Origin of the sequence: Xanthomonas sp. 3498, from assembly GCF_014199795.1 — a bacterium.
Lineage (GTDB): Bacteria > Pseudomonadota > Gammaproteobacteria > Xanthomonadales > Xanthomonadaceae > Xanthomonas_A > Xanthomonas_A rydalmerensis.
Genome location: NZ_JACHOH010000007.1, coordinates 262,066 through 283,004, shown reverse-complemented (window position 1 = coordinate 283,004; position 20,939 = coordinate 262,066). Strand labels below are relative to the sequence as shown.

The window sequence follows — 20,939 nt, the reverse complement described above, 5'->3', positions numbered from 1 at the left end:
TGGCGCATCACAGGAGGATGCCATGAGTCCGAATTCGTCCGATCCCGGCGACAGAGCCCCGATCCAGCCACCGCGCGCGGTGGTGCGCGAGGCCGTGCCCGGCCCCGATCATCCGGACCATCCTGATCACCTCCTGTACGCGCAGATCCGCGAGGGCGTGCACGCGCTGGACGCCGCCTGCGGCCGCGCGCCGGACGCGATCAGCGAGCGCATGGTGGCGCGGCTGCTGCCGCTGGCCAAGGAGTACGGTTTCGACCAGGTCGACCACGTGGTACTTAGCCGCGAGATCGGCGACGTGGAGGATGGCGAGAACGTGTTCTTGGTGCGCGGCGACCTGGACGATCCGGCGCACCTGCGCGCGCACATCACCACCCACGAAGCGGTGGGCATGTCGGTGGAGGATTCGTTGGCGCGCCTGGAGAAGGTCAACCGCCGCCTGGCGTTGCGCCTGCGCCCGGAGTGAGCGCAGGCGCGTGAGCAACGTCCCGGGTGCGACGTCAGCCGCGACCTGATTTCAGTGCAAGCATGGCCGAGCCCCTCTCCCTCCGGGAGAGGGGTTGGGGTGAGGGTACGAGCGCGTAGCGCACGCGGTGTGTTTCGACTGCACGAGGCTTCGCCCGGACCCTCATCCGCCCCTTCGGGGCACCTTCTCCCGAGGGGAGAAGGAAAAGCCGGCTTCGGCTGGATTGCTTTTAGCCCCTCTCCCCTCGGGAGAGGGGTTGGGGTGAGGGTACGGGTCCCCTATCATCTGCAAATGCGCCCCGACTACATCCTGACCCTGTCCTGCCCGGACCGTACCGGCATCGTCTTCCGCGTCAGCGGCCTGCTGTTCGAACACGGCTGCAACATCCTCGATGCGCAGCAGTTCGGTGACGAGGAGAGCGGCCGCTTCTTCCTGCGCGTGCATTTCGACGTACCCGCCGACGGCGTCGCCGCCGCGGTGAAGCTGCAACTGGAGCCCCTGGCTGCCGACTACGCGATGGACTGGCAACTGCACGACGCGCGCCGCCGTGCGCGCCTGCTGGTGCTGGTCAGCAAGCAGGGCCACTGCCTCAACGACCTGCTGTTCCGCGCGCACAGCCGGCAGTTGCGGGTCGACATCGCCGCGGTGGCTTCCAACCATCCCGATTTCGCCGCGTTGGCCGGTTCCTACGGCGTGCCGTTCCATCACCTGCCGGTGAGCGCCGCCAATCGTGCCGAACAGGAAGCGCAGCTGCTGGCGCTGGTCGAACGCGAACGCATCGACCTGGTGGTGCTGGCCCGCTACATGCAGATCCTGTCGCCGACGCTGTGCGCGGCATTGGCCGGACGCGCGATCAACATCCACCACAGCTTCCTGCCCAGCTTCAAGGGCGCGCAGCCGTACCACCAGGCGCACGCACGGGGGGTCAAGATCATCGGTGCCACCGCGCACTACGTCACCGGTGACCTGGACGAAGGCCCGATCATCGAACAGGACGTGGCCCGCGTGGACCACGCCATGACCCCGCGCGAACTGGTGCGCCTGGGCAGCGATACCGAGTCGCAGGTGCTGGCCCGCGCCGTGCGCCGCCACGTCGAGCATCGCATCCTGCTCAACGGGCATCGGACGGTCGTGTTTCGGTGAGGCCGGGAGTGGGGATTCGGGATTCGCCAAAGCCGGCAGCGCTGCAACCGCAACGGTGATCAGCCAAGCCGCTTTTGCGAATCTCCAATCCCGAATCCCCAATCACGGCTCGAAGCGATAACCGGCCCCATACACCGACCGCACCCAATCCGCGACTCCGGCGTCGGCGAGCTTGCGGCGCAGGTTCTTGACGTGGCTGTCGACGGTGCGGTCGGTGACGATGCGGTGGTCGACGTAGAGCCGGTCCATCAGCTGCTCGCGCGAGTACACGCGTCCCGGGGCGGCGGCGAGGGTGCGCAGCAGGCGGAACTCGACCTGGGTCAGGTCCAGGTCGCGGCCGTGCACGCTGGCGCGGCAGGCGTCCTCGTCGATCTGCAGGCCCGGCGCCGGCGCGCCATTGGGATCGTGGCGATGGCGGCGCAGCACCGCCTGCACCCGCGCCACCACCTCGCGCGGACTGAACGGTTTGCAGATGTAGTCGTCGGCGCCGATCTCCAGGCCCAGCAGGCGGTCGATCTCCTCCACCCGCGCGGTGACCATGATCACCGGCACCGTGCTTTCACTGCGCAGGTCGCGGCAGAGTTCCAGCCCATCCCGATTGGGTAGCATCAGGTCCAGCAACACCAGGTCCGGCTTTTGCGCGCGGAATGCGCCCAGCGCCTGCGCGCCATCGGCGATCCAGTCGTGCGAATAGCCGGCCGCGTGCAGGTACTCGCCCATCACCGCCGCCAGCCGCGGTTCGTCCTCGACGATCAGCACGTGCCCGATCGGGTCCAGGCCGCTCATGCCGCCAGCGCCGGCAAACGCAACACCACGCGCAATCCGCCAAGCGCGGAGGCCTCGGCGTCGATCGCACCGCCATGCGCCTCGGCGATGTTGCGGCAGATCGCCAGGCCCAGGCCGCTGCCGCCGCTGGCGCGGTTGCGTGACGCCTCGGCGCGGTAGAAGCGTTCGAACAGGCGCGCGCGCTTGTCCGCCTCCACGCCCGGCGCGCTGTCCTCCACCACCAGTTCCAGCACCGCGTCGCGGCGCGCGCAGCGCACCTGCACGACGCCGCCAGCGTCGGTGTAGCGCAGCGTGTTCTCCAGCAGGTTGCCGAGCAGTTGCTGCAGACGGCGTTCGTCGCCGTCCACCGGCAGCGGGCCGGCCTGGATCTGCTCCTGCAGCTGCAGCCGCGCGGTGGCGAAGCGCGCGCGCATACCGTTCAGCACGGTGGCCAGGATCACCGCCAGGTCGACCGGCGCGCGCCGATAGGCGAGCGCACCGACGTCGGTCAGCGACACGTCGTACAGATCCTCGATCAGCTTGCCGAGTTGGCCGATCTGCTGATGCAGCGAACCCAGCGAGTCCGACGTCATCGGCCGGATGCCGTCCTGCAGCGCTTCCAGTTCGGCGCGCAGCACCGCCAGCGGCGTGCGCAGCTCGTGCGAGATGTCGGCCATGAACGCGCGCCGCGCGCGTTCGTTGTGCTCCAGCGCCTGCGCCAGCAGGTTGAAGTCGCGCGCGAGTTGGCCGAGTTCGTCGCGCGCGGCCGCGTCGATGCGGGTGGCGTAGTCGCCGGCCGCCAGCAGGTGGGTGGCGCGGGTCAGGCCGCGCAGGCGCCGCAGCATGGTGCGCGACAACAGCCAGCCGAGCAGCGCGGCGACCAGCAGCGAGGCGCCACCGATCGCCCACCATGCGCGCTGTTGCGCGGCGTAGAACCGCGCGTCGGCCGCCGCCAGCGCCTTCTGGAAAGGCAGCATCGCCATCCAGCCGACAGTGCGGCCGTCGACCACCACGGGGCGCAGGATGTCGTCGCGCCCGACATCGGGATTGCCGATCACCGGCTTGTAGTCCTGGTCGAGCACGGCGAAGCGGAATACCGCGCCGGTCTGGTCTGAAATCGGCGGCCGCAGCGGCAGGCTGGGGCGGGGCTCCGGGCGCATCATGCCGAACCAGGCGTCGGGGTTGTCGCGCACGAACTCCCAGTTGCCGTGCCGCGCATACTCGGCCCTGACCCGCGGCATGGCCTCCAGCATGCGCTCCACGCCCTGTTCGTTGAGGTAGTCCAGGAACTGGCGTTTGACGAAGGCCTGCACGGCCAGGCCATTGATCAGCAGCACCGTCACGCAGGCGGCGAGGATGGCGAGGAACAGCTTGGCGGTGAGGCCCAGTTTCATCGGCGAGGCGCGGCGCGGCGCAGGAACGGCTGATGCTGCGTATTAGCCGCGCCGCGGCAGGGGAAAGCAAGCCAATCCACGCTGTCGCCGGCAATCTCCAAATTTGCTGCACATTCGGGTCCTAGCGTGGCGACCTTCGGATCTTCCGTGAGTTCGCCGTATGTCGTCGGTCGCCCGTCGTTTCTCCATTTCGTCCTCGCGCTGGCTGCTGCTCGCCATCGTCGCCACGGTCGTGGCCGCGTGTTCCTCCAAGCCGCCGCCGCAGATGCCGCAGACGCAGGTCGGCGTGCAGACGGTGAAGGTGCAGCGCCTGGCTGTGGATCAGACCCTGTCCGGCCGTACCGTGGCCTACATGAGCTCGGACGTGCGCCCGCAGGTCGGCGGCATCCTGCGCAAGCGGCTGTTCGCCGAGGGCCAGGACGTCCACGCCGGGCAAGTGCTGTACGAGATCGACCCGGCCACGTACCAGGCCGCGTACCACACCGCCAAGGGCGATCTGGCGCAGGCCGAGGCCGCGGTGTTGTCGGCCAGGCCCAAGGCGCAGCGCTACCAGACCCTGGTCGGGCTGGATGCGGTCAGCAAGCAGGACGGCGACGATGCGCTGGCCACGTTGCGCGCGAACGAGGCGGCAGTGGTCGCGGCCAAGGCCGCCTTGCAGACTGCGCGCATCAATCTCGACTACACCCGCATCACCGCGCCGATTTCCGGCCGCATCGGCACCTCCAGCTACACGCCGGGCGCGCTGGTCAGTGCCGGCCAGAGCGAGGTGCTGGCCACCATCAACCAGCTCGACCCGATGTACGTGGACGTGACCCAGTCCAGCGCGCAACTGCTGCAGTTGCGCCGCCAGCTCGACGCCGGCCAGCTCAAGGCGGTGGACGGCAAGGCCGAAGTGAAGCTGCAACTGGAGGACGGCAGCACCTATGCGCGCGGCGGCACGCTGGAGGTGGTGGATGCCGCGGTCGATACCGCCACCGGCACGGTCAAGCTGCGCGCGGTGGTGCCCAATCCCGATCGCCTGCTGCTGCCGGGCATGTACGTCAAGGCGATGCTGTCGATGGCCGTGGACGAGCAGGCCATCCTCGTGCCGCAGCAGGCGATCAGCCGCAACAGCAAGGGCGAGGCGGTGGCGATGGTGGTCGGCCACGACAACAAGGTCGCCCAGCGCGTGCTGACCACCGGCGATGCGATCGGCGACAAGTGGGTGGTGCGCGACGGACTGAAGGCTGGCGACCGGGTCATCGTGCAGGGCCTGCAGAAGGTGTCGGTCGGCGCCGAGGTCAAGGCGGTGGAAGTGACCGAGACCGCGACGGCCGGCAGCAGCGCCACGACCGCCAAGGTGGCCACGCAGGGCGCTGCTGCGGCGCCGAAGGCCGACTGAGAAACCGCCATGGCCCGCTTCTTCATCGACCGTCCCATCTTCGCCTGGGTCATCGCGATCGTGATCACCCTGGCCGGCGCGCTTTCGATCCTGTCGCTGCCGCTGGAGCAGTATCCGGACATCGCGCCGCCATCGATCAACGTCAGCGCCACCTATACCGGCGCTTCGGCGGAAACCGTGCAGAACTCGGTGACGCAGATCCTCGAGCAGCAGATGACCGGCCTGGACCACCTGCTGTACATGTCCTCCAGCAGCAGCTCCGCCGGCACCGCCTCGATCACCCTGACCTTCGACTCCGGCACCGACCCGGACACTGCCCAGGTACAGGTGCAGAACAAGGTCTCGCAAGGCGAGGCGATGCTGCCGGAGGCGGTGCAGAGCAATGGCGTGACCGTCACCAAGTCCATGGGCAGCAGCATGTTCATGGTGCTGGCCTTCACCTCCGAAGACGGCAGCATGGACAGCACCGACATCGGCGACTACATGGTGTCCACGCTGCAGGATCCGATCAGCCGGCTCAACGGCGTCGGCGGGGTCAACGTGTTCGGCTCCGAGTATTCGATGCGGGTATGGCTGGATCCGGAAAAGCTGCGGACCTACGCGTTGATGCCGTCGGACGTCAGCAACGCGATCTCGGCACAGAATGCCGACGTCTCTTCCGGGGCGCTGGGGGCGTTGCCGGCGGTGCAGGGCCAGCAGCTCAACGCCACGGTCACCTCGCGCAGCAAGCTCAAGACGCCGGCGCAGTTCGAGGCGATCGTGCTGAAATCGCAGCCCGGCGGCGCCACCGTCTACCTGCGCGACGTGGCGCGGATCGAGTTGGGCTCCAGGTCCTACGCGTCCAGTTCCAAGTACAACGGCAAGCCCGCCTCCGGCATGGGCCTGGAACTGGCGACCGGCGCCAACGCACTGGATGCGGCCAAGGCGGTGGAAGCCAAGCTCGAACAGCTCAAGCCCTACTTCCCCACCGGGCTCAAATACGAGATCGCCTACGACACCACGCCATTCGTGCGCATTTCCATCGAGGAAGTGGTCAAGACCCTGCTCGAGGCGATCGTGCTGGTGGTGCTGGTGATGTACCTGTTCCTGCAGAACTGGCGGGCCACGCTGGTGCCGGTGATCGCGGTGCCGGTGGTGCTGCTGGGCACCTTCGGTGTGCTGGCGTTGCTCGGCTATTCGATCAATACGCTGACCATGTTCGCGATGGTGCTGGCGATCGGCCTGCTGGTCGACGACGCCATCGTGGTGGTGGAGAACGTCGAGCGCCTGATGAGCGAGGACGGCATGTCGCCGCGGCAGGCGACCTACACCTCGATGGGGCAGATTTCCGGCGCGCTGGTCGGTATCGCCCTGGTGTTGACCGCGGTGTTCCTGCCGATGGCGTTCTTCGGCGGCGCCACCGGCGAGATCTATCGGCAGTTCTCGGTGACCATCGCCGCGGCGATGCTGTTGTCGTTGCTGGTGGCGCTGACCCTGAGTCCGGCGCTGTGCGCCAGCCTGCTCAAGCCGATTGCGCGCGGCGGCCATGTGTCGCGCAAGGGCCCGCTCGGGCGCTTCTTCGGCTGGTTCAACGCCCGCTTCGACCGGGGCGCCGACGGCTACAGCCGCGGCGTGGGCAAGCTGATCGGCCACCGTAAACTGGGCGGACTGGTCTATCTGGTGCTGCTCGCGGTGATGGCGCTGCTGTTCTGGCGCCTGCCCAGCTCGTTCCTGCCCGACGAGGACCAAGGCATGCTGATGGTGATGTTCACCACGCCGGCCGGCGCCACCCAGCAACGCACCCAGCAGTCGATCGACCAGGCCACCGGCTTCATCCTCAAGCAGCCGGAGGTGGCCGGCATGATGACCATCACCGGCTTCAGCTTCGCCGGCAGCAGCCAGAATTCGGGCATGGGCTTCATCAAGCTCAAGGATTGGGCCGAGCGCGACGCTTCGGCGCAGGAGATCGCCAATCGCATCACCGGCGCGATGATGGGCACGCTGCCGGATGCGCAGGTGTTCGCGCTGTCGCCGCCGGCGATCAACGGCCTGGGTACTACGTCCGGCTTCACCCTGGAACTGCAGGACGTGGCCGGCAAGGGCCATGACGCGCTGGTCACCGCGCGCCAGCAGCTGCTGCAGTTGGCCAACGCCGACAAGGAGCTGAGCGCGGTGCGCTTCAACGGATTGGAAGACGCACCGACCTACCGGGTGCAGATCGACGACGCCAAGGCCGGCGCGCTGGGCCTGAGCGCTTCGGACATCAACGCCACGCTGGCCACGGTGATGGGCGGCAGCTACGTCAACGACTTCCTCAACAACAACCGGGTCAAGCGCGTGTACGTGCAGGGCGAGCCGGCCGCCCGCATGCTGCCCGCCGACATCGGCCGCTGGTACGTGCGCAACAGCAGCGCGGAGATGGTGCCGTTCTCGGCCTTCTCCAGCAGCGCCTGGGCGTATGCGCCGCAGGTGCTGAGCCGGTTCAACGGCGTGGAGTCGATGGAGATCACCGGCAGTGCCGCCAGCGGCATCAGTTCCGGCGAGGCGATGAATGGCATCGCAGCACTGGTGGGCAAGCTCGGCAAGGGCGTGGGCTACGCCTGGTCGGGCATGTCCTACCAGGAACAGGCCGCCGGTGCGCAGACCTGGATGCTGTACGCGGTCTCGCTGGTGTTCGTGTTCCTGTGCCTGGCCGCACTGTACGAGAGTTGGTCGATCCCGATCTCGGTGATGCTGGCGGTGCCGGTGGGCATCGTCGGCGCGCTGCTGGCGACGTGGCTGCGTGGGTTGTCCAACGACATCTACTTCCAGGTCGGCCTGTTGGCGACGATGGGCCTGGCAGCCAAGAACGGCATCCTGATCGTGGAGTTCGCCAAGGAGCTGGAAGAGAAGGGCCAGCCGCTGATCGACGCCACCCTGCACGCGGCGCGCCTGCGCCTGCGTCCGATCCTGATGACCTCGCTGGCGTTCATGCTCGGCGTACTGCCGATGGTGGTCAGCAGCGGCGCCGGCTCCGGCGGCCGCCATTCGCTGGGCACCGGCGTGCTCGGCGGCACCCTGATCTCGACCATGCTCGGCATCTTCTTCGTGCCGCTGTTCTACGTGATCGTGCGCAGTCTGTTCCCCGGCAAGCGTGCCGAACCGGAACCGCTGCGCACCAAGGAGGCAACGCCGTGATCCGTGTGTCCCCGACCCGTACCGCGCTGGTCCTGGCCTGCGCCGGTGTCCTCGCAGGCTGCGCCAGCATGGCGCCGAGCTACGCCCGTCCGGACGCGCCGGTGCCGGCGACCTTCGCCGACGTTGGCAGCGGTACCGCTGGCGATGTCGCCGACGTGGCAACCCTGGACTGGCGCCAGGTGTTCCTGGATTCGCGCCTGCAGCATGTGATCGCGCAGGCGCTGGGCAACAACCGCGACCTGCGCGTGGCGGTGCTCAACATCGACAAGGCGCGTGCGCAGTACCGCATCCAGCGCGCGGACCTGTTCCCGTCGGTGAGCCTGAGCGGCAGCCAAAGCGCCTCGCGCAGCAGCGCGTCGACCAGCAGCAGCGGGCGCTCCGACGTCGCGCGAACCTATGCGGCCGACGTGGGCATCAGCAGTTGGGAGCTGGACCTGTTCGGACGCATCCGCAGCCTCAAGGACGAAGCCCTGGAAACCTACCTGGCCACCGCGCAGACCCAGCGCAGCACGCGCATGAGCCTGGTCGCCGAGGTCGCCGCTGACTGGCTGGCCGTGGCCGCCGACCAGCAGCGCCTGGCGTTGGCGCAGCAGACCCTGGACAGCCAGCGGCGGACCCTGGCGCTCACCGAGGCGCGGCACCGCGAAGGCATCGCCTCCGGACTGGACCTGGCGCAGGTGCAGACCAGCGTGGAAAGCGCGCGTGCCGACGTGGCCAGCTACACCACGCAGCTGGCCACCTCGCGCAATGCCCTGGACCTGGTGGTCGGCGCACCGGTGTCGGCCGATGCCCTGCCGCAGGCCGGCGCGCTGGAGGGCGGCGTGGCGCTGGCGCCGCTGCCGGCGCCACTGGAATCGCGCGTGCTGTTGCAGCGCCCGGACGTGCTGTACGCCGAGCACACGCTGAAGTCGGCCAACGCCGACATCGGTGCGGCACGCGCGGCGTTCTTCCCGATCATCTCGCTGACCGCCTCCACCGGGCGCAGCAGCAGCGCGCTGTCCAGCCTGTTCGACGCCGGCAATCGCACCTGGTCGTTCGTGCCGAGCATCAGCGTGCCGATCTTCCGCGCCGGCGCGCTCAAGGCCGAACTGGACGTGGCCCGCATCACCCGCGACGTCAACGTCGCCACCTACGAGAAGGCCATCCAGAGCGCCTTCAGCGAAGTGGCCGATGCGCTGGCCACGCGCGCGCAGCTGGACGAACGCATGGATGCGCAGCGCGCCCTGGTCGCGGTCACCCAGCGCAGTGACGACCTGGCCGAGGCCCGCTATCGCAACGGCGTGGACAGCTATCTGGATGCCCTGGACGCGCAGCGCTCGCTGTACGCGGCGCAGCAGGACCTGATCACGCTGCGGCTGACCGAGGCCGGCAACCGTGTCACCCTGTACAAGGTGCTCGGCGGCGGCGCCGATGCGCAGAGCCGCGAGGCCGTGGCGGATGCGGCGCGTTAGCGTATTCCCCGCACCACCGTAGGAGCGGCTCCAGCCGCGAAGGCATGACCTACAACGCCCCTCGCGGCTGAAGCCGCTCCTACAAAAAGCCGCACGCCGAGCGAATTGCACCAGCGGCGGCTTCGGCACTGGGGAAAGATCGGCGCTGCACCAGGCTGACATGCCCGGGCAGCGCTTTCACCAATCCCCAATCCCGACTCCTTAATCCCGGCCCCTCAACGCGCCGCGTTGGCGTTCATCGTCGCGTTGCGGCTGGCGTCCAGGTACTGCGCCGGATCGCGCATGCCGGTGGTGTGGCATTCGCCGGTGGTGTGGCCGCGGTTGACGCCGCCGGGCAGTTGGCCGTTGACCTGCTCCACGGTACCGTCCTCCGGGTCGCTCAGCACCAGGTCCGAGGCCGCATTGCAGTAGTCGTTGGTGTACCAGTTGGTCTTGGCGAAGGAGGTGGTGTAGTAGTTCACCAGCGCCCGCGCCGAGTTGGGGATGCCGGCCAGCCAGGCCTTGGCGCCGTCATAGGTCAGGTCGTTGTTGGTGCCGCAGCCCACACCGAACCACGAGCCCACCGTGGCCAGGATGCCGGCCAGGTTGGTGCCCTGGTACGGAGTGCCCACCGACTGCATCACCCGTCCGCCGCTGGCGTTGTCCAGGCCGCTCCAGTAGTACACGTACAGATGCAGCGCGGCCATGCCGCCCTGGCTGTGCGCTACCGTGCCGAACGAGTTCCATTGGCTGCCGAACTGCGCCAGGCGTTGCGCGAACTGGTCGTTGCTGCGGTTCTGGTTGACGTCCAGGAACGCGGAGGCGTTGCTGAACTGCGCCACCGGCCATACCCCGCCCGAGCAGTAGCCGTGCACCAGCACCAGGCGCTTGCCGGTGGCCTGCGCCTGCATGTCGGTGGTGGCGGCGCTCAACTGCGCCGGGCGCTCGCCCATGCGCATGCTCTCGTCGATCGCGCCGGTGCTGCGCGCCACGCTGCTGCGGCGCAACGCCGGCAGGGTCAGTGGCAGTGTCGCGCGCGTGGCCAGCGGCACGAAGTTGTCCGGATCCTCCACGCGCAGGTTGCGCAGGGTGAACGGTGCACGCGCGCCGGCGCGGGCGATCCAGCGTTCGTCCACGCTCAGCGGCAGGCGTCCATCCTGCGGCGCGAGCATGCCGCCGAGCCAGGCCACCGGCACCGCGCTGCCGTCGCGGCCGGTGCCCCACAGTTCGCCGAGCACGCGGTAGTGCGCCGGCGCCTGGCCGCCGCCGATGCGTACCGGAATCGGCAGGGTGAGGCGGGTGCCGGGCTGGGCGCTGGCGGCGACCGCATCGGCGTTGATGCGCAAGGTGGTGTCCAGCACCGGCAGCACGTGCTCGCTGGTGCGCACGAAGGGCTGGCCGCCGGCGTCGTGGCCGTGCACCACCACCTGCGCGATATAGGTGCCGGTGGCGGTCGCCGGGAAGTCGCCGGCATACACGCCGTCGCCCGCGGCGCCGTCGCCGTGGCGGCCGTCGTCGGCCATCGGCCATTGGCTGACGGAGCCGTCCGGCGCGATCACCCGCAACTGGGCGGTGTCGATGCGGCCGCTGCCGGCGCTGCGCGCCAGCGACACGCTGCCCTGCGCATCGATGCCGCCGAGCAGGGCGGTCAGGCCGATGCGCTGCCCGCGCTGCAGTTGCGCGCGGTCGCTGGGATAGGACGCCAGTTGCGTGCGCGCATCGCCTTCCATCAGCACATAACCGCGCTGCGCCGTGCTGTTGCTGTCGGCCTGCAGGGTCAGGGTCCACTCACCATTGGCGGCGCTGTCCACGCGGTACTCGCGCGCCGGCAGCGTGGCGCCGCCGGCGCCCAATTGGGTGGCCTTGGCGCTGGGCGCGAGCATCGGCGTCGCGGCGGCGGTGCCGGCGCGCGCACTGGCCGTGGCCGGCGCGCTCAGGCGCGGCTGCCAATCGTGTTCGCCGGACAGCACCACGAAGCGCAGCTTGCCGTTCTCCACCGGCAGCGTGGTGTGCCATTGCGCCGGGCCGCCGCTGCGCGCGGCGGAGAATTCCACCGGCAGCAGCGCGCTCTTGGACAGGATCGCCGCTTCCGCCGGGGCGGGAGCGCGCATCTGCGCGAACTCCTCCGGCGGGCCGGCCAGTTGTTTGGGAATCAGTTCGGCCGCGTGCAGCGCGGCGGTGGGGACGACGAGATACAGGACGCAGACGGCGGACAGTTTCGACAGCTTCGGCATGACGCGCTCTCCCTGGCGGTGCTGAGTAGCAGACGCACCTGCCGGACCTCGCGGCGCGGTGCGCCGCCGGCAGCACGTCGGCGAGGACGCAGCGCCCCCTCGCCACGCGTTCGCCTGCGGTTATAGCCAGCGCACATTGCCGGACAAAGACGCAATGCAGCAAAGCACGCCGAACTGGGATGCCGGGCATGCCTGGAGCACGATGATGCCCGGCGCACGTGGCGCCGGGCATCGCCGGGTCACGCCGCCTGCGCCTGCTGACTGCGCAATTGCCGCGCCGCGGCGACCATCGCTTCCAGGGCGCTGCGCGTTTCCGCCCAGCCACGGGTCTTCAGCCCGCAATCCGGGTTGACCCACAGTTGCTGCGGATCCAGCACCGCCCGCGCCTTCTCCAGCAACTCCACCATTTCCTGCGTGCTCGGCACGCGTGGCGAATGGATGTCGTACACGCCGGGCCCGATCGCGTTCGGGTAGCGGAAGCGCACGAAGGCATCGAGCAGTTCCATGCGCGAGCGCGAAGTCTCGATCGAGATCACGTCCGCGTCCATCGCCGCCACCGCCTCGATGATGTCGTTGAACTCCGAGTAGCACATGTGGGTGTGGATCTGCGTGGCGTCGCGCACGCCGGCCGCGGCGATGCGGAAGCACTGCACCGCCCAGTCCAGGTACGCTTGCCAATCGGCGCGGCGCAGCGGCAGGCCTTCGCGGATCGCCGGCTCGTCGATCTGGATCACGCCGATGCCGGCCGCTTCCAGATCGCGCACCTCGTCGCGCAGCGCCAGCGCGATCTGCCGGCAGGTCTGCGCGCGTTCCTGGTCGTCGCGCACGAACGACCACTGCAGCACCGTCACCGGCCCGGTCAGCATGCCCTTCATCGGCCGCTCGGTCAGCGACTGCGCGTACTGGGTCCAGCGCAGCGTCATCGGCGCCGGACGCTGCACGTCGCCGTAGATGATCGGCGGCTTCACGCAGCGCGAGCCGTAGCTCTGCACCCAGCCGTGCCGGGTGAAGGCGAAGCCATCGAGTTGCTCGCCGAAGTACTCGACCATGTCGTTGCGCTCGAACTCGCCGTGCACCAGCACATCCAGGCCCAGTTGCTCCTGCGCGCGCACGCAGCGTTCGGTCTCGGCAGCCAGGAACGCGTCGTACGCGGCATCGTCGAGCTTGCCGGCCTTGTGCTGCGCGCGCGCCTGCCGCACCTGCTCGGTCTGCGGGAACGAGCCGATCGTGGTGGTCGGATACAGCGGCAGCCGCAACGCGGCCTGCTGCGCCTGGCGGCGCTGCGCATACGGCGACTGCCGGCGGCCGGCATCGTCGGTCAGTGCGTCCACCCGTCGCGCCACCTCGGCGCGGTGCACGCGGGCGGAGGCACGGCGGCTGGCCAACGCATCGCGCGCTGCATCCAGTCCTGCCTGCGCCTGCGGCTGGTCGTCCAGTGCATCGGCCAGGGTGCGCAGTTCCTCCAGCTTCTGCCTGGCGAAGGCCAGCCAGCCGACCAGTTCGCGGTCCAGCTTGGTCTCTTGCTGCAGATCCACCGGCACGTGCAGCAGCGAGCACGACGGCGCCAGCCACAGCCGCTCGCGGCCGACATGGCCGGCCGCGTAACGGGCCAGGGTCAGCGCGTTGTCCAGCGGCGTGCGCCACACGTTGCGGCCGTTGACCAGGCCGGCCGAGAGTACGCGTCCGGCCGGCAAGGCTTGCAGCACCGCGTCCAGTTGCGCCACGCCGCGCACCAGGTCCACGTGCACGCCGTCCACCGGCAGCCCCATCGCCAGCTCCAGGTTGTCGCCCAGCTCGCCGAAGTAGCTGGTCAGCAGCAACTTCGGCCGCGGCGCCTGCGCCAGGACGTCGTAGGCGCGGCGATAGGCGGCGCGCGCGGCCTCGTCCAGGTCCAGCACCAGCGCCGGCTCGTCGAGCTGCACCCAGCCGGCACCGGCCGCATGCAGGCGTTGCAACAGCTCGGCGTACACCGGCAGCAGGCTGTCCAGCAGCGCCCAGCGGTCGCTGCCGTCCACCGTCTTGGACAGCGCCAGGAAGGTCACCGGCCCGATCAGCACCGGCCGGGTCTGGATGCCCTGCGCCTTGGCTTCCAGGAACTCCACCACCGGCTTGTCGCCGCGCAGGCGGAAGTGCTGGCGCCGCGCCAGCTCCGGCACCAGGTAGTGGTAGTTGGTGTCGAACCACTTGGTCATTTCCAGCGCGTGCAGGTCCAGGCCGTTTTCTTGGGTGCCGCGCGCCATCGCGAAGTAGCCGGCCAGCGGATCGGCATCGGCCAGCGCGCGGTAGCGCTGCGGGATTGCATCGAACAGGAACGCGGTGTCGAGCATCGCGTCGTACAGGCTGAAGTCGTTGCTGGGCGACACGTCCACCCCGGCCTCGCGCTGTAGCTGCCAGTGGCGCAGGCGCAGGTCGCGTGCGGTGTCCTGCAGTTGCGCGCTATCGATGTCGCGGCGCCAGTAGCGTTCCAGCGCCTGCTTGAGCTCGCGCCGCGCACCGATGCGCGGGAAGCCCAGGTTGGTCACGATCGTCATGTTGCGTTTCCTCATTGCGTTCAAGGGCATTGAGGAACGAAGGAACCGCGCGCCGCGCGTCCCGTTCGCACGGACCGCCCGCCACGCCAGCGACCTTCGCCCCCGCGGGCGAACCGGTACCGCGCGGGCAGGCGGACGACGCGGCGCGGCGCAAGGCCGGGTCGCGGTCCGGCCGCCTCCCCGCGGAGGCGCCAGGTCGAATCGGAGGACGCACGGTCCTCCGGCCGGGGCCGGTATTCGGGCTGATGGACACGCGCACCGTGCCGGCTGCGCACCTACTGTCCGTCGCTTCCCAGGCCGGCATGCGCCGGCCCAGTGCCATTGACGGAGGTCGTTTCCATTCACCGCTGCGGGGCAGCTCCGGAATGGGCAGGCGCTTGCGGCGCCGGCCGTCACCGGATTCCCGTTTAAATCCATCCCTTCATCCGAATGAAGAGATGAATACCTTCGGCGAGCGCACGATAGGCCGGATGGGGCGGCGGGTCAAGCGGCAGTGCGTTTTTGTCGGTAGGTCCCGGCAACGTTCATGGCGAACGTGTAAGCTATTGATCCCTAAGTCAATGACTTGGCGCTGCGGCGGATAGCCGGCGGCGCCCGCCCGTCGTGCCGATGACGCTTCCGCTCCCCACCGCCGATCTCCCCGCGCGTTACGCCGCCTCGCTGCGCCTGTCCGTCGCCCCGATGATGGACTGGACCGATCGGCATTGCAGGATCTTCCACCGGTTGCTGGCGCCGTCGGCGCGGCTTTACACCGAAATGGTGCACGCCAATGCGGTGGTTCTGGGCGATCGTGCGCGGTTGCTGGATTTCGATGCGTCCGAGCATCCGCTGGCGCTGCAGCTCGGCGGCAGCGAGCCGGCGCTGCTGGCGCAGGCGGCGCGGATCGGCCAGGACTGGGGCTACGACGAGATCAACCTCAATTGCGGTTGCCCGTCCGACCGGGTGCAGGCCGGGCGCTTCGGTGCTTGCCTGATGCGCGAGCCGGCGCTGGTCGCCGAGTGCGTGGCGGCGATGGTCGCGGCGGTGGACATCCCGGTGACGGTGAAGTGCCGGCTGGGCGTGGACCAGGACGACGACTATGCGGTGTTCCTGGCCTTCGTCGACCAGGTTGCCGCGGCCGGCTGCGGGCTGTTCGTGGTGCACGCGCGCAACGCCTGGCTGCAGGGCCTGTCGCCGAAGGAGAACCGCGAGGTGCCGCCGCTGCGCTACGACTGGGCGCACAGGCTCAAGCGCGAGCGGCCGCAGCTGCAGGTAGTGCTCAACGGCGGCCTGGCCGCGGTAGAGACGGCGCAGGCGCAGTTGCAGGCAGTGGACGGGGTGATGCTGGGCCGCGCGGCCTATCACGACCCCTACGTCCTGCACCGACTGGACGCGGCCCTGACCGGCGCCGCGCCGCGTCCGCGCGCGGAGTTGCTGCGTGCGCTGCGTCCCTACGTCGAGGCACGCCTGGCCGAGGGCCTGGCGCTCAAGCACATCACCCGGCACCTGCTCGGCCTATTCCATGGCCAGCCCGGCGGCCGCGCCTTCCGCCAGGTGCTCAGCGAAGGCGCGCACCGGCCGGGCGCGGACTGGGCGCTACTGGAGCGGGCGTTGGCGGTCACCGATGGAGCGACGCGCGCGGCGGCCTGATCGGCGGGAGCCAATCGGAACGCAGTGGAGGCGCCATTGCCTTGCTCGTCGCTGGTCGACCTCGTCTCTTCTCTAGAGTGTAGGACAGCGTCGCGAATCGGTCGGCGACGGGTCCGCATCCCACTTTCATCCTTTCGTTCAGGGATTCCGTTCAGGTATGGCCGGCTAGTCTCTGCATTCCCGGAGACGCTGCGAAGCACCTGCTGTAGGGCCTCTCCAGACCCCAGGCGCGGCCCTTGCATCGACTCTTCACAGGTTCATTTGACTGAATGTCGCCCGTGGCGCCCGGAAAAGTTCAGACCGGATTCACCCCGAAAAATCAAGAATTTGCCTCGATTTCTCGAGGTCGTCTTCGTTTCCACGAGGTGTCGCGCTTCACAAGTTTTGAACGTTTCCGATCAGTCCGTTAGGATGCCCGTCGTGACTTCTCCTGCTTCCCGCCACTACCGCTTCGCCGCCGTCTTCGCGCTCGCGCTGGCGTCGGTCGCGGCTGGGCATGGCCGTGCGCAGCAGCCGCCCATGCCGGGCGCGATGGCGCCGCCGGAGCGCGACGCGGGACGCAGCCGTGACTATGCCGGCAGTTCCCTGTCCGATGCGGTGCGCCGGGTGCAACGGTCCACCGGCGGCCAGATCCTCGGCGCCGAGCGCGTGCCGTTCGACGGACGCGACATCAACCGCGTCAAGTACATGGACGGCCGTGGGCGGGTACGCTACATGGACGATCCGCAGCCTGGCCGTGCGGCACCGCCGCGGGCGCCGCGGTCGGGCGAGCCTCCCGAGCCACCACGCGACGATCACCCGTGAGTCCGGATAGTTCGGTTCAGGTTCCACACACCGCCCCGGCCACCGGCCACCTGTAAGTTACTAGGGAGAGTTCATGCGTATCCTTCTGGTCGAAGACGAAGCTCCGCTGCGAGAGACCCTGGCCGCTCGCCTGAAGCGCGAAGGCTTTGCGGTGGATGCGGCGCAGGACGGCGAGGAAGGCCTGTACATGGGCCGCGAAGTGCCCTTCGACGTGGGCATCATCGATCTCGGCCTGCCGAAGATGTCGGGCATGGAGCTGATCAAGGCGCTGCGCGACGAAGGCAAGAAGTTTCCGGTGTTGATCCTCACCGCGCGCTCCAGCTGGCAGGACAAGGTCGAAGGCCTCAAGCAGGGCGCCGACGACTACCTGGTCAAGCCGTTCCATGTCGAAGAGCTGCTGGCGCGCGTCAATGCGCTGCTGCGCCGCGCCGCCGGCTGGAGCAAGCCGACCCTGGAATGCGGTCCGGTCGCGCTGGACCTGGCGGCGCAGACCGTCAGCGTCAGCGGCAGCAACGTCGACCTGACCAGCTATGAGTACAAGGTACTCGAGTATTTGATGATGCATGCCGGCGAACTGGTCTCCAAGGCGGACCTGACCGAGCACATCTATCAGCAGGATTTCGACCGCGATTCCAACGTGCTGGAAGTGTTCATCGGCCGCCTGCGCAAGAAGCTGGACCCGGACGGCGAGCTGAAGCCGATCGAGACCGTGCGCGGCCGCGGCTACCGGTTCGCGATTCCGCGCACCGAAGGCTGATCGCAGGCGCCGGCGAGCACACCGAGGAAGCGACCGCGTGGCGGCACGACCCAGGTGGTACAAACGCTGGCGCCCGCGTTCCTTGCAGGCGCGCCAGCTGCTCGCCGCCAGCCTCAGCCTGCTGGCGTTCCTGGCCGCGGCCGGTTACGCGCTGGACCAGGCGTTCGCCGACACCGCGTTGAGCAACCTGCGCGAGCGCCTGAAGAGCTACGCCACCGCGTACGCCAACAACATCGACGTCGCCCGCGACGGGTCGCTGTACATCAACAACGACAAGCCGCCGCCGGACCCGCATTTCGACCGGCCCGGCAGCGGCCTGTACGCGCAGATCGTGTTGCCCACAGAAGGCTGGATCTCGATGTCCAGCGAGGGCCCGCTGCCACCGCGCGGCGGCATGCTCGAGCCGCGCCAGGAAACCTTCGACGGACCCTGGCCGATGACCCAGATCGACGGCAGTGAGGGCGAGGTCTACCGCTACGGCATCGGCCTGGCCTACGTGCGCCGCGACAAGGAAACCCCGGTCACCATCTACATCATGGAGGACACCCGCGCGCTGGGCGCGCAGCTGCGCGTGTTCCGCGGCCGGGTGTGGTTCAACCTCGGCGGCGCCGGCCTGATCCTGCTGGTGCTGCAGGCCTTCATCCTGCAATGGAGCCTGCGCCCGCTGCGCCGGGTGATCAACGAACTGACCAAGGTGCAGCGCGGCGAAGCCATGCGCATGGGCGATCGCCATCCGCGCGAGCTGGAGCCGCTGACCGACAGCATCAACGCCTTCATCGAGAGCGAGCGCGAGAACCTGGACCGCCAGCGCAACACCCTGGCCGACCTGGCGCATAGCCTGAAGACGCCGCTGGCGGTACTGAGGACCCAACTCGACAGCGGCGCGCAGGGGCCGGAGCTGCGCGAAGAGCTGGACGTGCAGCTGCGGCGCATGAACAACCTGGTCTCCTACCAACTCGCGCGCGCCGCCTCCAGCGGCCACAAGCTGTTCGCCGCGCCGTTGCCGATCGAGCCCAATGCCGAGGAGATCGTGCGCGGCCTGGAGAAGGTCTACGCGGCCAAGGGCGTGCTGTGCGAGTTCGACATCGAGCCGAGCGCGCGCTTCCATGGCGAGCCTGGCGACTTGCAGGAACTGCTCGGCAACCTGCTGGAGAACGCGTTCAAGTGGGCGCGCCGGCGGGTGCTGCTGAGCGTGCGCCCGGAACCGGCCGCCGGCAGCCGCCGCGCCGGCCTGATCATCTCGGTGGAGGACGACGGCCCCGGCATCGCCCCGGACGAGGTCGCGCACATCCTGCAGCGCGGGGTGCGCGGCGACGAGCGTGTGCACGGCCATGGCATCGGCCTGGCGATCGTGCAGGACCTGGTCAAGGGCTATCGCGGCGAACTGCAGGTCAGCCGCTCCGAGGAACTGGGTGGGGCGCGCTTCCTGGTCACCCTGCCGCCGGGATTTTGAGTCCAGCGGCGTCCCCGCGCTGGCTTGGGACCGACATCCCGCCGCCCAGCGGCCATGAGCACTGACAGACCGCACATGACGCTGCTGCGCCGCAGCAGCAGGTGAATCCCGTGCAAATGACCGGGAGGTTTCCGACAGTGGCTTAACGCGACCGGCGCACAGCTGGCGATACTGCGCCGGTCTTCACGCCGCTTTTCGTCCAGGAGCCTCGCATGTCCGTATCCCGGCATCGTCCTGCAGCAACGCGTCTGCGCGTGCGCGGCCGGCGTGTATTGCGCAACACCCAGCGACTGTTGTTGTCGTTGCTGCTGGTGCTGTTCACCGTCGGCGCCATCGCCGCTAGCGACAAGGTGATCAAGCGCGACGACGCGCGCTGGCTGCAGTCGATGACCCTCGGCCTGGACAGCGCCAGCGTGGCGCAGTTCGAGCACGACGGCCGCAAGCGTTTCCTGCGCGAGCAACTGCAGGCCGATACGGGCGATGCCGCGCTGCCGGCACCGGTGCGCGCGCAACTGGATGGCTATGGGGCGCTGCACACGCCGGTGCAGGAATTGCTCAAGCAGCAGGCTGCCGCACAGCAGGCAATCAAGGCGATGCCGGACGGCGATGCCAAGGTCGCGGCGAAGAAGGCCGCGCAACAGCGCGGCGATCTGCTGCTGAACCAGGCACGGCAGGCGCAGCTGCTGCGTGCGATCTACGCGCCGGACCAACTGCGCGAGCAGATGGTGTGGTTCTGGCTCAACCATTTCAGCGTGTTCGCCGACAAGGGCCGCCTGCACTGGACCGTGGCCGACTACGCCGACAACGCGATCCGCCCGCATGCGCTGGGCAAGTTCTCCGACCTGGTGATGGCGACGCTGCAGAGCCCGGCGATGCTGGAGTACCTGGACAACGCGCAGAACGCCAAGGGCAAGGTCAACGAGAACTACGCGCGCGAACTGATGGAGCTGCATACCCTCGGCGTCAACGCCGGCTACACGCAGAAGGACGTGCAGCAACTGGCGCTGATCCTCACCGGCGTCGGCATCGCGCCGGTCGACCGCGACGGGCCGCCGAAACTGCCGCCGGCGCTGCAGGCCCAGTATGTGCGCCGCGGCGCGTTCGAGTTCAATCCGGCACGGCACGAGCAGGGCGACAAGACCTTGCTCGGCCAGCGCATCGCCGGCGGCGGCTTCGACGAGGTCGAGCGCGCGGTGCAATTGATCGTGCGCCAGCCGGCATGCGCGCACTTCATCTCGCGGCAGCTGGCCGAATACTTCGTCGCCGACGATCCGCCGCCGGCGCTGGTGGAGAAGATGGCGCGCACGTTCCAGCGCAGCGATGGCGACATCGCCGCGGTGCTGCAGGTGATGTTCACTGCGCCGGAGATGGCGGCCGGCGCGCCGCACAAGTTCAAGGATCCGTACCGCTTCCTGGTCTCGGCGCTGCGCCTGGCCTACGACGGGCAGACCATCGTCAATCCGCAACCGTTGCTGGGCTGGTTGAATCAGATGGGCGAGCCGAGCTTCGGACGGATCACGCCCGATGGCTGGTCGCTGCAGTCCAGTGCCTGGAACAGTTCGGGGCAGATGGTGCAGCGCTTCGAGATCGCGCGTGCGATCGGCAACGGCAACACCCAGCTGTTCACCGTCGACGGGCAGCAGCGCGGCGGTTTCCCACAACTGAGCACGCCGCTGTACTACCACGCGATCGAGCCGCAACTGAGCGACGCCACGCGCCAGGCGCTGGCGCAGGCGCGCTCGCAGCAGGAGTGGAACGGCTACCTGCTGGCCTCCCCCGACTTCAATTACCGCTGACCG

Annotated in this window: 14 protein-coding genes and 1 riboswitch; of the genes, 10 read left to right on the top strand and 4 right to left on the bottom strand. The window is 68.9% G+C overall.

The window, feature by feature from the left end; translation table 11 throughout:
* Positions 1 to 22 precede the first annotated feature (22 nt).
* A complete protein-coding gene (locus GGR66_RS18620; protein WP_043093636.1) occupies positions 23 to 463 on the top strand; it encodes an XVIPCD domain-containing protein in 441 nt (146 codons plus the stop codon).
* A 291-nt stretch (positions 464 to 754) separates the two neighbouring features.
* Positions 755 to 1,606 carry a formyltetrahydrofolate deformylase gene (gene purU, locus GGR66_RS18615; RefSeq protein WP_184449726.1) on the top strand — a complete coding sequence of 284 codons (852 nt, stop codon included), beginning with the start codon at positions 755 to 757 and terminating at the stop codon, positions 1,604 to 1,606.
* A gap of 102 nt (positions 1,607 to 1,708) precedes the next feature.
* Here the strand turns inward: purU and GGR66_RS18610 are convergent, their stop codons facing one another.
* Both GGR66_RS18610 and baeS read right to left on the bottom strand, forming a co-directional pair.
* The gene (locus tag GGR66_RS18610; RefSeq protein WP_184449724.1) at positions 1,709 to 2,392 is read right to left on the bottom strand and encodes a response regulator; all 684 of its coding nucleotides are present in this window, start codon (positions 2,390 to 2,392) and stop codon (positions 1,709 to 1,711) included.
* Positions 2,389 to 3,765, bottom strand: coding sequence for a sensor histidine kinase efflux regulator BaeS (gene baeS / locus GGR66_RS18605; RefSeq protein ID WP_184449722.1), 1,377 nt, complete (start codon positions 3,763 to 3,765; stop codon positions 2,389 to 2,391). Before baeS ends, GGR66_RS18610 begins: the two co-directional genes overlap by 4 nt.
* 160 nt (positions 3,766 to 3,925) lie before the next feature.
* Here baeS and GGR66_RS18600 point away from each other — a divergent pair, with 160 nt between their 5' ends.
* Genes GGR66_RS18600 through GGR66_RS18590 form a run of 3 tightly spaced genes read left to right on the top strand, consistent with a single transcriptional unit; the run spans position 3,926 to position 9,753 of the window.
* Positions 3,926 to 5,146, top strand: coding sequence for an efflux RND transporter periplasmic adaptor subunit (locus GGR66_RS18600; protein ID WP_184449720.1), 1,221 nt, complete (start codon positions 3,926 to 3,928; stop codon positions 5,144 to 5,146).
* Positions 5,147 to 5,155: 9 nt separating this feature from the next.
* The gene (locus GGR66_RS18595; RefSeq protein ID WP_184449718.1) at positions 5,156 to 8,302 is read left to right on the top strand and encodes an efflux RND transporter permease subunit; all 3,147 of its coding nucleotides are present in this window, start codon (positions 5,156 to 5,158) and stop codon (positions 8,300 to 8,302) included.
* A gap of 5 nt (positions 8,303 to 8,307) precedes the next feature.
* Entirely contained in the window at positions 8,308 to 9,753 is a 1,446-nt protein-coding gene (locus GGR66_RS18590; RefSeq protein WP_184449835.1) for an efflux transporter outer membrane subunit, read from the top strand.
* 215 nt (positions 9,754 to 9,968) lie between these two features.
* Here the strand turns inward: GGR66_RS18590 and GGR66_RS18585 are convergent, their stop codons facing one another.
* Together GGR66_RS18585 and metE are read right to left on the bottom strand one after the other, a co-directional pair.
* Positions 9,969 to 11,966, bottom strand: a complete 1,998-nt coding sequence (locus tag GGR66_RS18585) for a choice-of-anchor X domain-containing protein (RefSeq protein WP_184449716.1) — start codon at positions 11,964 to 11,966, stop codon at positions 9,969 to 9,971.
* A 239-nt stretch (positions 11,967 to 12,205) separates the two neighbouring features.
* A complete protein-coding gene (gene metE / locus GGR66_RS18580; RefSeq protein ID WP_184449714.1) occupies positions 12,206 to 14,497 on the bottom strand; it encodes a 5-methyltetrahydropteroyltriglutamate--homocysteine S-methyltransferase in 2,292 nt (763 codons plus the stop codon).
* A gap of 210 nt (positions 14,498 to 14,707) precedes the next feature.
* A riboswitch (cobalamin riboswitch) is annotated at positions 14,708 to 14,961 on the bottom strand.
* Between the two features lie 145 nt (positions 14,962 to 15,106).
* Here metE and dusA point away from each other — a divergent pair.
* From dusA to GGR66_RS18555, 5 genes are all read left to right on the top strand, one after another.
* Complete coding sequence (dusA, locus tag GGR66_RS18575; protein WP_184449712.1) at positions 15,107 to 16,126, top strand: tRNA dihydrouridine(20/20a) synthase DusA; 1,020 nt, start codon at positions 15,107 to 15,109, stop codon at positions 16,124 to 16,126.
* A gap of 531 nt (positions 16,127 to 16,657) precedes the next feature.
* A complete protein-coding gene (locus tag GGR66_RS18570) occupies positions 16,658 to 16,930 on the top strand; it encodes a hypothetical protein (protein WP_160968483.1) in 273 nt (90 codons plus the stop codon).
* A 73-nt stretch (positions 16,931 to 17,003) separates the two neighbouring features.
* Entirely contained in the window at positions 17,004 to 17,687 is a 684-nt protein-coding gene (locus GGR66_RS18565) for a response regulator transcription factor (RefSeq protein ID WP_003469280.1), read from the top strand.
* An 82-nt stretch (positions 17,688 to 17,769) separates the two neighbouring features.
* Entirely contained in the window at positions 17,770 to 19,140 is a 1,371-nt protein-coding gene (locus GGR66_RS18560; RefSeq protein ID WP_184449833.1) for a sensor histidine kinase, read from the top strand.
* A 212-nt stretch (positions 19,141 to 19,352) separates the two neighbouring features.
* Positions 19,353 to 20,936, top strand: a complete 1,584-nt coding sequence (locus GGR66_RS18555) for a DUF1800 domain-containing protein (RefSeq protein ID WP_221236502.1) — start codon at positions 19,353 to 19,355, stop codon at positions 20,934 to 20,936.
* Positions 20,937 to 20,939: the final 3 nt, after the last annotated feature.

Excerpts from the sequence above, each read along its gene's own strand:
- GGR66_RS18595 (WP_184449718.1), top strand. The coding sequence starts at position 5,156 with ATGGCCCGCTTCTTCATCGACCGTCCCATCTTCGCCTGGGTCATCGCG.
- GGR66_RS18570 (WP_160968483.1), top strand. The coding sequence starts at position 16,658 with ATGGCGCCGCCGGAGCGCGACGCGGGACGCAGCCGTGACTATGCCGGC.
- GGR66_RS18555 (WP_221236502.1), top strand. The coding sequence starts at position 19,353 with ATGTCCGTATCCCGGCATCGTCCTGCAGCAACGCGTCTGCGCGTGCGC.
- GGR66_RS18610 (WP_184449724.1), bottom strand. The coding sequence starts at position 2,392 with ATGAGCGGCCTGGACCCGATCGGGCACGTGCTGATCGTCGAGGACGAA.
- baeS (WP_184449722.1), bottom strand. The coding sequence starts at position 3,765 with ATGAAACTGGGCCTCACCGCCAAGCTGTTCCTCGCCATCCTCGCCGCC.
- GGR66_RS18600 (WP_184449720.1), top strand. The coding sequence starts at position 3,926 with ATGTCGTCGGTCGCCCGTCGTTTCTCCATTTCGTCCTCGCGCTGGCTG.
- dusA (WP_184449712.1), top strand. The coding sequence starts at position 15,107 with ATGACGCTTCCGCTCCCCACCGCCGATCTCCCCGCGCGTTACGCCGCC.
- GGR66_RS18565 (WP_003469280.1), top strand. The coding sequence starts at position 17,004 with ATGCGTATCCTTCTGGTCGAAGACGAAGCTCCGCTGCGAGAGACCCTG.
- metE (WP_184449714.1), bottom strand. The coding sequence starts at position 14,497 with ATGACGATCGTGACCAACCTGGGCTTCCCGCGCATCGGTGCGCGGCGC.
- GGR66_RS18620 (WP_043093636.1), top strand. The coding sequence starts at position 23 with ATGAGTCCGAATTCGTCCGATCCCGGCGACAGAGCCCCGATCCAGCCA.
- purU (WP_184449726.1), top strand. The coding sequence starts at position 755 with ATGCGCCCCGACTACATCCTGACCCTGTCCTGCCCGGACCGTACCGGC.
- GGR66_RS18585 (WP_184449716.1), bottom strand. The coding sequence starts at position 11,966 with ATGCCGAAGCTGTCGAAACTGTCCGCCGTCTGCGTCCTGTATCTCGTC.